The 13,475-nt window shown below is 67.8% G+C and carries 14 protein-coding genes and 1 tRNA gene; 1 reads left to right on the forward strand and 14 read right to left on the reverse strand.

All coding sequences use genetic code 11. The features are described from left to right. Positions 1-189: 189 nt before the first annotated feature. From ABT336_RS24195 to ABT336_RS24260, 14 genes are all read right to left on the reverse strand, one after another. Positions 190-873, reverse strand: coding sequence for a glycosyltransferase family 2 protein (locus ABT336_RS24195; protein WP_350899362.1), 684 nt, complete (start codon positions 871-873; stop codon positions 190-192). Then, positions 870-1,931 carry a hypothetical protein gene (locus tag ABT336_RS24200; protein ID WP_350899364.1) on the reverse strand — a complete coding sequence of 354 codons (1,062 nt, stop codon included), beginning with the start codon at positions 1,929-1,931 and terminating at the stop codon, positions 870-872. The genes ABT336_RS24195 and ABT336_RS24200 overlap by 4 nt, the downstream gene beginning before the upstream one ends. Then, positions 1,931-2,509, reverse strand: a complete 579-nt coding sequence (locus ABT336_RS24205) for a hypothetical protein (protein WP_350899366.1) — start codon at positions 2,507-2,509, stop codon at positions 1,931-1,933. Before ABT336_RS24205 ends, ABT336_RS24200 begins: the two co-directional genes overlap by 1 nt. Beyond that, entirely contained in the window at positions 2,506-2,811 is a 306-nt protein-coding gene (locus ABT336_RS24210; protein ID WP_350899368.1) for a hypothetical protein, read from the reverse strand. Before ABT336_RS24210 ends, ABT336_RS24205 begins: the two co-directional genes overlap by 4 nt. Before the next feature lie 96 nt (positions 2,812-2,907). After that, complete coding sequence (locus ABT336_RS24215; protein WP_350899369.1) at positions 2,908-4,203, reverse strand: hypothetical protein; 1,296 nt, start codon at positions 4,201-4,203, stop codon at positions 2,908-2,910. Continuing rightward, positions 4,203-5,720 (reverse strand): phage portal protein, encoded by a 1,518-nt coding sequence (locus tag ABT336_RS24220; protein ID WP_350899371.1) that lies wholly within the window; start codon positions 5,718-5,720, stop codon positions 4,203-4,205. The genes ABT336_RS24215 and ABT336_RS24220 overlap by 1 nt, the downstream gene beginning before the upstream one ends. Positions 5,721-5,743: 23 nt before the next feature. Next, positions 5,744-7,189, reverse strand: a complete 1,446-nt coding sequence (locus ABT336_RS24225; RefSeq protein WP_350899373.1) for a hypothetical protein — start codon at positions 7,187-7,189, stop codon at positions 5,744-5,746. Between the two features lie 286 nt (positions 7,190-7,475). Then, positions 7,476-7,976 carry a phage terminase small subunit gene (locus tag ABT336_RS24230; protein WP_350899375.1) on the reverse strand — a complete coding sequence of 167 codons (501 nt, stop codon included), beginning with the start codon at positions 7,974-7,976 and terminating at the stop codon, positions 7,476-7,478. A 60-nt stretch (positions 7,977-8,036) separates the two neighbouring features. Next, a complete protein-coding gene (locus ABT336_RS24235) occupies positions 8,037-8,387 on the reverse strand; it encodes a hypothetical protein (RefSeq protein ID WP_350899377.1) in 351 nt (116 codons plus the stop codon). Positions 8,388-8,421: 34 nt separating this feature from the next. Then, entirely contained in the window at positions 8,422-8,697 is a 276-nt protein-coding gene (locus tag ABT336_RS24240; protein ID WP_350899379.1) for a hypothetical protein, read from the reverse strand. A gap of 33 nt (positions 8,698-8,730) precedes the next feature. Continuing rightward, on the reverse strand, positions 8,731-9,036 hold the full coding sequence (locus tag ABT336_RS24245) for a hypothetical protein (protein ID WP_350899381.1): 306 nt from the start codon (positions 9,034-9,036) through the stop codon (positions 8,731-8,733). Positions 9,037-9,354: 318 nt separating this feature from the next. After that, positions 9,355-9,675, reverse strand: a complete 321-nt coding sequence (locus tag ABT336_RS24250) for an HNH endonuclease (RefSeq protein ID WP_350899383.1) — start codon at positions 9,673-9,675, stop codon at positions 9,355-9,357. Next, entirely contained in the window at positions 9,675-9,929 is a 255-nt protein-coding gene (locus ABT336_RS24255) for a hypothetical protein (protein ID WP_350899385.1), read from the reverse strand. Before ABT336_RS24255 ends, ABT336_RS24250 begins: the two co-directional genes overlap by 1 nt. Before the next feature lie 140 nt (positions 9,930-10,069). Continuing rightward, a tRNA-OTHER gene (locus ABT336_RS24260) sits at positions 10,070-10,178 on the reverse strand. A gap of 737 nt (positions 10,179-10,915) precedes the next feature. On the opposite strand from ABT336_RS24260, the gene ABT336_RS24265 reads away from it, so the two are divergent. Beyond that, positions 10,916-13,475, forward strand: a 2,560-nt coding sequence (locus ABT336_RS24265) for a hypothetical protein (protein WP_350899387.1), incomplete at its 3' end; no start/stop codon positions are given.

A 13,475-nucleotide genomic window follows, 5' to 3' on the forward strand; every position in this document is an offset into this window, starting at 1 on the left:
GGCACCGGAGCCGGCGCTGGGGCGGGCGCGGGCTGTGCGGGTGGGGTGGGCTGCGCCGGGGCCGCAGGTACGGCAGCCGGCTCGGTCGGAGCGGTCATTACAGGACTCCCATGTCGGGTCGGTGCCCGTGACGGGCATACGAAAGACCCGCCACCACAAGGCGACGGGCCGAATGAACAGAAACAGCAGCTACGGGGCGGCGACCTGCGCGAGGTAGTCGGCGACACCGATCACCTGCGACTTGCGGTGCCCCACCTCCACACCCGTGTGCACGTGCACCGGTGCGCCGACGGCGCGGGCTCGGGCACAGAACGTCAAATCCTCGCTGACCCTGCCGACCGGGTTCTCCGTCTCCTGGAACCAGGGGAACGCGCGGGAGAACCCACCTGCCCGCACCTTCTCCAAGACGGCACGATGCACCAGCAGGAACGCGGCACCCGTCCCACCAACCTCGAACAGGGTGTTGCCGGGCCACCGGTCGAGGCGAAGGAAAACGGTGCTGCCGTCGACCGGCTCCGGATGGAACAGGGTCGGCCAGATCAGCCCCGACTCGTAGTCACGGGCGAAACACAGCCCACCCACGATCGGAGCCCGCACCGGGTCGGCGTTGGCCAGCAGCCGATCGAGGTCGTCAGGCTGCCACACCATGTCCGTGTCGACCATCAGCAGCCAGTCAGCAGGCGTCTCGTCCAGGAACCAGGCGGCCAGCCGGTTACGGCCCGACGACACGTTCGCCGAACAGTGCATCCCCGCGTAGCCGGCGACCCTGCCGTGCCGGCTGCGGTCGTGGTCGAGCATCCGCAGCATGCAGTCCATAAACTGGGCGTCCACCTGGCCGGGATGCACCCAGCCGACCACCACGTCGGCGGTCAACCAGCCACCGCCGCAGAAGCAGCCCAACCTTCGCGTTCACGCAGGGCTGACATGTCCTTGGCGATCTGGACGGCAGCCTCGATCTGCCACGTCCCAGCTGCCACCGACGCGTCCGTGACGGTGACACCCGACCCGAAGATCCGGCCCCGGTTCGGCTGCTCCGTCGGGATCCCCCCGGCTGCGTTCCAGTCCACCGACCACGACAGGGTCTTCCGTCCCCGCTTCCGGCCGAGCGAGCACCGCTGCAACTGCAACGACACCTCGTAGCTGTCACCGTGCGGCATCAGCACGGTCTCTACCACCCGGGGCCCGTGGTCGGTGTACGAATACCGCTTCGGGCCGAGCAGGATCGTGCGCGGATCGACCCCCACAGACCCGTTACGGACACGCTCCCGCCACGGGGCCTTCGACGACCACCCGCCGTCCCGGTCGGCCCACAGCTTCCACAGCAACGAACCGTTGCTGACCTCGAACCTGATCACCTTCGACTGGTAGCCCACCGGGTTCAGCCGACGGACAACACCCCGCCCGAACCGTTCGGTATGCAGGTACAGCGAACCGATCCACGGCAGGTGCACGTCGGCGGCGAGGGTGTGCTCCGACCCCGTGTTGCCGACCTTCAACCCGAACCCGATACGGGGCCACCGGCCGCCGACCACGAGCTGCCCGCCGAGGGTGCCAGTGTTCTGCGCCGGCCACTTCCCCGGCGAGTACCCGCCCTTGACGTGCTTCAGGGCTTTCAGGAAGTTGGCCCGGTCCGGATAGCGGTCGGGAACCGCAAGCAACCACGGCCCCTCGTACCGGTCGCCGAGGTTCCAGTCGGCCGGGTCGAGGGAGCCCTGCGGGTCCGGGCGTTCGCCGCACCGGTCGCACACCACCCACCGCGATCCGGGGTCGCCGTCGCGGAACCCGTTCGTGCCGTCCACCATCGGCCGGTGGCCGAACAGGCGACACATCAGCAGAGGCCGAGGCACCCCGAACAGCCAGAACCCCCGGGACAACACATCGCCAGGGCTCCTGCCGTCTCGCTTCAGGTAGTCAAGGGTGTGTGCGCGCATCAGCCGCTCACCTCCCTGTCCCCCGAGAACTTCACGACGAACGCACTGTCGAACACCATGCCCACCTGGTCGCCGCCACCGGCTGGGGCGACCCGCCCACCGGCACCGAGCAGCCGGCCGAACCGGAACAGAAAGTCCCCTCCGCCCGGCACCAGCACCCCGACGGCACGGTCATCAACAAACGCGCCCGCCAGCATCGCCGGAGGAACCTGCGCAACCAGCGGCACCACCAGCGGCTCCTGCTTCAAGCAGGACGGGCAGTGCGGGCACAGCGGGAACTCCTCGCTCACCGCGCGCCACACGTGCAACCACAGGCTGCCATCGCAGCGGACCCGCACCGACACCTCATTGCCGATCACCACCGTCTTCGGAGCGATGCCGTGGGCGGCAATGAACCCCAGCAGCGCATCCTCGGCAACGGAACCACGCCTCGGGTAGTTGCGTCCGCTGTCCCACGCGTACACGGTGCGGCCGACGCACTCGCCGCCCGACACGGTCTTGCACTCCCCGTTGACCACGACCCCCGCGCACGGAACATCCCCGGCAGTCAGACGAAGCTGCACCGCACCGCCGGTCATGCTGGCTCCCCGCCGTCACGACGATGGGCATCACGCTGATCCGCCCATGCAGCCAGCCGTTCCGAACCCAGCGTCGACTCAGCGAACTCGAAGCCGTTCGACACCGCAGGCTCATCACCCGCGACATCCACACGCGCGTCCGTGACGAGGACCCCCCGTGCGCCGACCTGCTCGGCGAACCTTCGCCACCCGTCAGCGACACCATCCGAGTCAAGCTGGCGGTTCTCCCCGTCCACGATCAACGCGAACGGTTGACCGTCGCCGCTGTACGGCGGCAACAGCAACACCTGAACACGAGCCATCTTGGGTGGGCTCCAATCCTGGGGCGCAAACCGACAACGACCAGAGCCCAGCCGGGAGGCACCCCACAACACCCGGCGCAGCCCCAGAAAACACGCTCAGGTCAGATTTCGGAGACGCCGCAACTCCGCACGCTGCCGCGCCAACAGGGCAGACCAATCCCCGCCCCGCCGCTGCGCCTCCTCCAGCCGTGCGATCGACGCCTCCAACGCCCCCACAGCAAGCCGGGCACCCAACCCGCCGACAGCCGCCGCACTAGGCATGTCCGCCGTCCGCAACCGGCCAGGCTCCAGCACCGGCCGCGCCGGCCCCGCAGACTCCACCACCGCGCCCGGCCGCCGCGCCGGAGACTGATCCGACCAGCGACGCCGAACCCTCGTCTTGACCTTCCGCCGGGCGACCTCGCCCGGATCCACAAACCGGTGATTCGACCGCACCAGGATCGGCCCCAACTCGCCGTGCTCGGTGATGCTCACCCGCACCTGGTTCTGCAACCGGCGGCCCCCACGCGCCCCACCACCAGCCTCATAGATGGCCTCCAGGTCGCGAACGTTCAAGTCCAGGCCAGGATCAACCCCGTTGGCGATCAACGCCGTCTCACAGTTGCAGCCGCCGTGAATGGGCATCAACTCGGTCTTCTTGTAGATCCGGTCTGCGGCCACCACACACAGGCCGCACGAGAAGCCGTCCTTCGACTTCTCCGGATGCAGAATCCGCCGAGTCCCCGTCACCGCCCGATTCGACACCGCCACCTTGCGGGCCTGGGCGCGCACCGCCAACCCCACATCCGTCTCCGCGATCTGACGGGCCCGCAACACCGCCCGCTCCACCGCAACCTCAGGCGACGTGTTCCGCTCCGACACCTGCCAGCGGTACGTGTCCGCCGGCCTGCCGTACACCACCATCGGATTCATCCAGCCCCGGCCGTCATCAGGCAGGCTGTAGTCCACAACCTCCGGGGCATCCCGCAGCATGAAATTCCCGGTGAACCACGAGCCGTCCCGGCCGTCACCCACATCAGCCAAATCCACCGACCCGGTCGCTGAGGCAGCGCCGGACCCGCCCGGGTCCGGCAACGCACGCCGCAACCGGGTCACATCCACCACACCAACCGGCTCCACCCGCCGGCCCGTCGTCACCGACAACTGGCGGGCCAAAAACGCGTCCGTCACCTGCGCCGCCTGACGCTGCAACGGCTGCACCACCCGCAGAACCGACGCCACAAGCTGGCCGATCTCCGCCGACGACCACCAGCCGCCGAACACCGTCCACGGCAGCGTGGCCGCAGCAACCGCCTGCTCCACGATCCGCTGCCGCAACACCGCCTGCGCCCGCACCAACGCGTACAGCGCCGCAACCTCGGCAGCAGTCAACTGCCCGTCGCCGCCCGGCATCAGTTCACCGCCGTCGACACCGGCTCCGACCGGCTGATCTCCTCCAACGACAAACCGGCCAGCGGATCCTCCGCAGGCGGCACCTGCGCCGGCACAGCCGCCGACGGCAGCTGCGGCTCGTTCACAGGCAGCGGATTCTGGGCGGCGAACATCTGCGCCAACTGGGCGGCGAACATCTGCTCATCCACCCACTCCGACATCATCCGATCGGCCTCGTCCGGGGTACAACCCCAAATGTGGATCAACCGAGACCGGCGGGGCATGTCGTTCTGCGCCTTCGACGCCGCATCAGCCTTCTCCGACAACGACAAGCGGGCAACCGGCGCCCAAATCGTCGTCAGCTTCGCCACGTCGGCGCGTCTCGTGTCCCCCAACTCCAAGAACCCCAGCGACATCACCTCAGACCACGGCTGATCCGCCCGATCCTTCCGATCCCCCGCCCGAAACACCAAACCCTCACGGGACAGCCCAGCACCCTCCGCCGACTGGTTCTGCCCAGCCGGCGCCATCATGTACATCGGGGTCTGCGTCACCGCGCTCAGCTGGGTGATGTCATCCCGGGTTGCCTCGATGATCGGACGCAGGTCGGTGACCTGCGACTCCCACATCTTCGCCTCAGACGGCAACTGCCACATCGCCCCCGGCATCATCACGAACGCATCGGACCAGTCAATCTCGTTGCCGTTCTCGTCCTCGTCCGGCAGACCCGAGACAGCCATCTGCCGGAAAGCCTGACCACTGGCAATCACGAGCCGTTGCAGGATGTTGTGGTTGATCCGGTCGATCAAATCCAGGTGGTACTCGTACTCCCCCGCCCCATCCTTGTTGACGAACCGCACCACCGGTATCCGGGCATGGTTGATCTGCTGCCCGCCACCACCGCCCTTGCCGGCATCCCACGACCACGACTGAGGCGTGAACACCGGACGCGCCACCGGCGTCTTCGACGGCTTCACCGCCACAAACACACGACCCGGCAGATACAGGTACGCCCGAGACACACCCTCGATGTCATCCCACAACACCTTCAACGCCGCCAGCAGCTTGTGCGGGCGCGCAGGATCCGACTCGGCCACCATCCACCGAGGATCCTCAGCCGTCACCACCGGCGCACCCGTGTCCTCATCCACCGGGCCCACAATGACGAACGCCTCACCCAAGTTCAGCATCATCTCGTGCACGTCAGCAGCCGTCGTCTTCAACCGGGCGCGCTTCCACAAGTCCGCCGCCGCCTGATCCCCTGACGCGTCATCGTCGGCGGCCGTCTGAAACCCGACCGGCGTCAACCGGTCCGACACCGCCCCCACCACCAACGCCGGGAAGTTGACGCACGCCTTCCGCTGAAACGCGGCGAACATGTCCCGCACATTCTCCGCACCCTGCGGCAGACGCGGCCGACCATGCAGATAGTCGTGCAACAACTCCAGCCGGGCCACCCGCTGACGCTCATTCAACTTCTTGAACAGCCGCGCCATCCACCAGCCGGGCGAGCGCACCTCCGCCACATCGATCGGCACCAGCGCACCCCCTCACCGGACGTCTACCGAAGCCGCTTCACCCGGTACGGACGCCGACTCTTCGTCTCCACACCAGCAGCAACCGCGTCCATGCGCGCAGTCCACGCCAGCACCGCCGCCACCGCCGCGTCGATCTTGTTCGCCGAATCAGGATGTTCCTTGGCTATCTGCATGCCCGAACCGCGCTTATACCTGCGCCGGGCGTTCAACACATGCCGGGTCAACGCGAAAGACCCGTCGTGGGTCATCTCCCGATCCACCACCGCGTTGTGGAACTTCTCCAACGCCTTCACGATCTGACCAGCCCGGCCACCCGTCATCCACCACTCGATCGGATGATCACGGGTCGACTTCACCTTCAACCGGTCCCCGAACGCGGCCTCCCAATCCGCGATGTGACCTTCCCACTTCGCCGGATCCGCATAGAAGCCCACCACGTTGTACCGGCGGAAACACTCCCGCACCGCCGCCACAACCTCAACAACCGGCACCTGCCACACCGTCGGCTTACCGTCCGCGCCCACCGGCATCTTCGCCGGCTGCTCCCACACACACTTGTCCAACGGCTCGAAGATGTGCCCGTCCTCCACCCGGCAAGCGATCAGGACCGTGGCGTCGGTGATGCGGCCATTGGCCCGCGACCTGGACCCGTCGAAGCCGAGGGTGATCGTCTCCTTGTCCGCGACGACCTTCGTGCCGTCGAAACAGCCGTTCCACTCCGGCTGCGACAGCCACGAGTCGGAGGCGTGCGTCACCTGATTCAGGAAGTCACTCCGTGACACCTGCTCATCGCTTGTGGTGTCCCAGATGGTGGCGACCAGGTGATCCAAGTCCACATGCCCCGGAGGGCACGCCGGGTCATGCAACACGCACCCATCAGGATGCTTCGACGAATCCCCGTACGCCAACCTCAGGCCGGCAATCAGCGACTCCCGATCCGTCAGGTCCGTCGTCCCCGGAGCCTCACGATGGTCGTAGTACAAGCCGTCATCCCGAGCGCGGCCCTCCTGGATCGCCGCCCAGAATGACGCCGACTGTTCCGCAACCGACCCTTCACCGGGGATGAACGCGTTCGGGGACTCAATGAACGAGCCGCCTGTCTTCGCCGTGTTGTTCTTGACCTTCTCGAACAGGTTCAAGCCACCATTCGACGGAACCCACTCCTCGGTCTGGTCAAGCAGGGCATGCACGAAAGGCTTGCCCTTCACGCTCCGGGCCGACGACGTGACCTTCTCGATCTTCCCCCGAGGCAACGACACGAACGTGTCCATCGGCTCAAGACCGGGATAGGCATCGACCAGCGGCCCGTCGCACATCTCCAGCAACGGCGCCCACGTGTTGTCCGTCTGCGACTCCGACACCGCGAGCACACCGACCCGGGGGGTGCGTATGTCACACCAGGGGCGGCCCACCGGCTGCCCGTCCGCCGTCCATCCGTCCGGCACCACCGGCCCCAACGCCTCCGCCAACGCGATCGCCGCCAGGAAGGGACTTTTCCCCCAGCCGCGAGGTCGACTGACAACACCACGCCTACGCCGCCGCTTCCCCGTGCGCGGGTTGATCTCATAGAAGGCTAGTAGGAATTCCGCCTGTTCCGGGTACGGAACGAACGGCTCATACTCGGCGCGGTCCGGGGCGGCCAGATACTCGGTGATCCAGTCGAGGACGAGGTCAAAGCCAGCCGAGAGTCGGGACCTCTCCCGGGTAACTCGGCTTCCATGGCATGACCTCACCTGCCTCTACTGGTCTGCCCGCTCACTCCGCAGGCTTCGTCCGCCGCGCCGCCGCACGTTTCACCGGGGCCGCCTTGATCGGCGTCACCGACCCGCCCTCACCGGCAACCGCGCGCAGGCTCCCGTACCGCTCCCGCGCCGCACTGCCAGCCGGACGGGCAGCATCCCGCTCGTCCGCCTCCGCGAAGGAGATTCTGAGCCGGGCACGGTCTTCCGCCGTCGACCCGACCTTGGAAACCCGCAACCGCAACTCCCCCGCCACCGCCGCATTGCCCGCCCACAGTTCGGCGTGGATCAGTGCCGTGTCGAGGAGGAAGTCCCAGTCGGTCTGCATGAAGTGTTCGGCCTGCGGCGCTCGGGACCAGTTCGCCCACCACACGCGGGTCTGCTCCGGCCATAGGTAGTCGCCGGGCAGGTCGGGTTGTTCGCCGCGCTCGAACCGGATCGTCGTCGTCGGCACCGGATCGGCGTTGCGCCGCGCCCGCTTGCCGGGGTCCTTCGGTGCCGGTCCACGCCCAGCCATACGCCATCAACTCCCATGTCGGGAAGCCGGCCGAACCCCGTGACGGGACGACAGCCGGAATCAGTTGGCTTGCAGGTAGGGGGCCTCGGAGCCTTCAGGGACCGGCGGCAGCGTGTCCGATTCGACGATGACCATGAGGGTGTGCGGGTCGTCGGTGACGTACATGCGCAGCGCCCGTGATCCGGGGAGCAGCCCGAGCATGTCGGAGACTTCTTGCAGGCTGACCCGTATCTTGCCCAGCCGGTTGGGTACCCGCACGGGCAGGTGTGTGGCGCATTCGTCGCAGCCGTCGTGGATCTGGGCGACGGCTGGCTGTCGGTCGAGGTTGCGGCGGGTGGTGATGGGGTCTTCGGCCATGTCGGCGTGCACCGACTCCCGGTCGAGTGGGCTGTACCGCTTGCCGTCTTCCACCACAGCCCCGTCCATCCCCTCGGTGTTCTCGAACTCAGTCGCTCACGTCGTCTTCGGCGACACGTTTCCGCATCCGCGCCGCCACGTACTCGACCAGGCCGAGGGCGCGGTGCAGCGGCACGCTGCTGTCTCGGTACAGGGTGCCGACGGCGGTGACGCTGTCACCCTCGTCGTCGAAGCTCTGCTGACTGGTGAGGACCACGTACTCGGTGAGGACCCGGGGCTGACCGTCGGAGTAGACGGCGAGGGCCTGCTCAATGGCGGCGGTCAGCGCGGCGTCAGCGGCGACCTGCTCCGGGGTGCGGCTCATCGCTGGTTTACGCCCATGAGGTGTCGCTCGCCGTCATTCCACGTCCTCGTAGGTCTCGCGGAAGATCGCGTCTTTGATCGGGTAGTGCTCACCCTGGACGCCCCGAATGATCCAGTCACCGAGGGACGCCGTCATGTCGCCTTCGAGAGTGCGGATCACGATGCTGTGGGGCGAGTCGCCGCCGTTGTCCTCGCAGCGGTTCCGGTCGGCGCAGACGTACGAGGCCGTCCCGCCGCCACCGAGGATCCAGTCGATGATGGGCGTCGCCCCAGCCGTGGTGCCGTCCCACCGGACGGCCTTCACGCGAACCGGTTTCTTGACGTAGGTGCCAACAAGCATGCCAGTTCCATCCTTCATGTGGGCTGCGTTCTCGGCGATGCGGCTGACCGGGTGACATCCCAGCCGTGCTCACGCAGACCGAGGATCAGGAACCGGGCACAAGACAAGTCGTAGTCGCGGTGCCGTGTAGTGAACTTGGCGGCACCAATCAGTGGGGTGCACGTCAGAAGGTGCAGTTGGTCGGCGAGGGCGTCCACCGTGTCAGGTTCCAGGCCGCAGCGGACATCAGCCGGGCTCGGGGGTCGATCCACCAGCCACCCCCGATCACGCTCTGTGAAATGCAAGCCCGGGAATTCGGCCACCTTCGCTACTGTGCGTCTACAGCAGGCCGGGGTGGCGTTCCTTCGGCCGGCGGTTCGACGTCTTCGCCCGCGCCGCCAACCCCTCCGCGCTCGACTTCTCCCCATGACAGTTCCGCTCCGACACCCCACGCTCCACCGACCGGCGGCCATGGATCCAATCCAGGTTGTCCTGGCTGTGATCGTCGCCAGCTTTCTTGTGGTCGAAGTCCTCGCCGCCCGGCAGGCCACACCAGTGGCAGATGCGCTTCGGGTTCCGCCGCAAACCTTCCCTGCGCAGCGCCGGCCAGTTGGCCGGCAGCCGGGCCTTCCGGTCCGAGCCTGCCCAGCCGCCCGACATCAGCCCAGCACCAGCACCCGCGACTCACGGCCGGGGTTCTTCGGATTCAACGCCGTGTCCCGCGCCGCGTCGAGCACGTCACCCAACAGGTAGGTGACGTGCCCTGCATGGGTGCGGCTCTGCTTGGTGGTGAGCCGCCGACGCTCACCATCGGGAGTCTTCCACCCGCGCCGCCGCCAACCCTCCAACGTGCGAGGTGCCACCCCGGCAGCAGCAGCGGCGTGGGTGCGGGTCACGTAAGCCTCACGGTTCACCGCCTGCACCTCCCCCGGAAACGGCGAAAGCCCCGACCGGCATTCAGGTCAGGGCTTGACAGGGAGGGAGAAGACAGTCCACCCCTGCGCGAAGGATGACACATGGAAGATCACCGCGCAACAACGGGGTGAGGCGAGGTTGAGCCCGGCCGGATTTGAATCGGCGTTACGGCGTCGTGCCACTGCCCACCGGTGGGCGGGATTAGAACTCTCGTTTCGCCGCGTCTTCGGCCCCTGGACTACAGGCCCAACCACATCGCGCGCGTCGCCCCACAGTAGACGGCAACCATCACAGCCGATAGCCGGCCAGAGTTTCCGCTGGTCAACGGCTTGGCTGAACTGCGGAAATCCCCCAGACCCGTACACAGCCCGAAGCCCCCAACGGTTCGGGGAGGGGTGCCGGCGGGGGGCGGGGGGTGCCCACCCTGGGGCGTGCGCGGTGTGCGCGTGCGGGAGGGCGGGCGTGCGCGAGCGCGGGCGGACATGTGTGCGTACGTGCGTGTGCGTGTGGGCGTCGTGTCGGCGAGGGCTGTTCGTCGACCTTTTCGCCGGGAAACTTTGCGTCATTTGATGTGGCGTGGTTTGATGGGTGCATGACGAACTACGACGCAACGATCGAAGCGGTACTCATGAGCAACGGCGAGTGCGGACAGCGGAGCGTCTGTGACGCGTGCGACGGGAACGGCTGTGACCACTGCTACGACACCGGGCGGGTTGACTGCCCGTGCGCCGGTCGCAGCTACAAGCACAGCACGGCCAACGCGGATGAGACGTGCACCGATTGCGCCGAACTGTTCACCCCCGGGGCGGACGTCCTCCGAGCGCGACCGGTTTCGGTGATCAACGGTGACCCGATCACGTTCCGGTTCGGTTGGCATGTCGAGTGTGCCCACTGATCCGAAGTCACCCATGGTGCCCGACCCGTGCGGGCACACGTGGCAATCCTCGGATCCCAACCGTGCCACTGACCGGGAGGTCAAAAGATCATGGCTCCACAGAATGTCGGCGACGTCGTGACCGTGCGCGGGGAGGAATTCCGTGTGGTCGGGTCACACGGCACTTCTCACCTCGGTAGCAAGTTCTTTGGCAAAGTGGCGTTTGACCTGGTCAAGGTGTCCGACGGTAGCCGGTGGGGGTATTGCGGCAAGCGGGTCACGGTGAATGCGCGGCTGAGTCCCGAATCGGCTTACGAGGCTAGGGCCCGACTTGTGCGGCAGTTGCATGAGGATCTTGCTTTCGTGCGTGCGATGTGCGCGCGGTGTGGTGTGCGGATCCCGGACACGCTGGGCACGGTGGAGGATGACGAGAATGACCGCCCGGTGGCGGTGTGCCGTGTGTGCCCGCGCGGGGTGAACTTCACCACCGCCTACCCGGTGGGGTTGGAAGTGCGGGTCACGTCGGGTTTCGCGGAGCACACCACTGCCCGCATTGATCAGGTTGTTGACCGGGTCGTTGACGGGGAGCATGTCGGGCGCGTGTACGCGGTGACGCTGTCCGGTTGGGGGTCGCGGACGTTGACTGAGAGCATCATTGAGCCGTTGCATGTGCCTGCCGACCGGTACGTGGTGTGTCGTGAGCCCGCGCAGACGGTAGAGGCTGCGCCGGTGGTGTCGGTGGGGGGCGAGTCCGTCCCGGTGGAGGTGGCCGCGCAGCCTGTCGCGCCGGTGGAGGCGGATTTCAGCGAGGTTGACATGGGTGCCCTTACCGCCAAGTTGGCCGACATGGGTTTCACTCTCTCGCCGGACGGGTCGGTTACCGACACGGGCGAGCGTGTCGAAAGCCGTGGCGGTGTGCGGGGTGGGCTCACGCCGGGTGATGTCGCGTCCCTCATGTCTGCGATGGGTGACCGGCAGGGGGCGGACATGGTGCGGGTTGCTGACGCACTGGAGTTGACCGGCACCGATGGGCGGACGGGCAAACTGATGGCGCGGACTAAGGCGCGAACGGCGCGGCTGCGTGCGCGGGTGCGGGCGGGTGTGCGGGGTGTAGAGATTCCGGCGGTGTCGGATGAGTCGCTGTCGCGGGTGAAGGTGGTTGCGGCCCCGGTCGCGCCGGTGCGGCCGGTGGTGCCGGTGGGTGTGGCGCGTCCGGCGGGTGCGTCTACGCGGTGTCCGGCGGCAGAGTGTGGCCGGAAAGTTCGGGTGACGCGTGCGGGTTTGATTGGGGCGCATGACGGGGGTTCGGGCCCTTGTTTGCAGTCGGGTCGACCGGTGGAGTCGGTTCCGGTGGGGGCGGTTGAGCCGTCGGCCGTGGCACCGGTGCCGCCGGTGGAGGTGTCCGCGCAGCCGGTGGAGGTTGTGCCGTCGGTTCCGGTGGAGGCTGCGCCGGTCGGTCTGACGGAGATTGCCGCACAGTCCGCCGGTCGGGTTGTGGTGGCGCATGTGGGTGCGGACGGTGTCCGGCCGGTGGAGGTGACGACTGTGCGCGAGGTCGCGCCGACGGTGGAGGTTGAGCCCGTGCCGGTCGTTGACGTGGTCGGGTCGGACGGTACGGCGGGTGTCGACACGGTGCGGGTGTCTCGTGATGAGCCGCACGCGTACCGGGCGGATCCGGCTAGCCGTCGGGACTCGCGTAAGCGGCTCCGGTGCGTGTGTGGGGCGACGTACGACGCGCGGCGGGTGCACCTGTCCCCGCGCGAGCTTGACCGGTTCCGGGCGGAGCGTGACCGGGAAGCCGGTGCGGGTGTGGTGGAGGTTCCGGCGGGGGTGTTGCGGGTGGAGCACACCACGGACGGTGGGACGGTGCTGCGCGGCACGGTGAAGGGCGACGGTTCGGCGGCGGTGATGGGCCGGGGCGGACTGCGGTGGGGTTTCTCTCGCAACATCGGTTCGGGTGGTGCCTGGTATGTGTCGGGTAGCCGGGGCAAGTCGGCGGACTGGCGCACCCTTGACCAGGTCGATAAGGCTGCGCGCGGGTTGCATGCGGCCGGGTTCCGTGTGGCGGTGGTGGTGCACGGGGAGGTTCGCGAGGTTGACGGGGTTCCGTCGGTGGTGGCCGGTGAGACTGTCGACGCGCGGCCGGTTGTAGATGCCGCGCCGGTGGAGGTCACGCCGCCGGTTTCGAGGGTTGCGCCGGTGGAGGCCGGCGACCCGGCCGGGCGGGTAGTTGGGCAGCCTGCCGGGGGTGCGGTGGTGGAGGTTTCGCGGCCGGGGGTGGCGCGGGAGCGTTACCGGGCGGTGTGGTCGGCGGTTGCGGGTGAGGTGATGGTTATCCGTGACGTGCATGCCGGGGTTTCCGGTCCGGCGGGCAGCTACCCGGCGGTGTCGCTTGTGGGTGCGGTGGAGGCGTTGACGGGGGCGGGGTTCCGGAAGTCGGGGCCCTGGTTGGCGGATCCGTTCGGTAATCACTCGTGTGAGCTTGACCAGGTTCCGGCGCGGCCGGTGGAGTTCCCTATGCCGGAACCGTTCAACGCGCCCGTGTCGGGTGAGGTTGCACCGGTGGCGGTGTCTGACCCGCAGCCTGCGCCGGTCGCGCCGGTCGCGCCGGTCGTGCCGGTGGTGCCGGTGGTGCCGGTGGTGCCGCCGGTGGAGGCTGCGCCGGTGGAGG

Origin of the sequence: Micromonospora sp. NPDC000207, assembly GCF_040300925.1 — a bacterium.
GTDB lineage: Bacteria > Actinomycetota > Actinomycetes > Mycobacteriales > Micromonosporaceae > Micromonospora.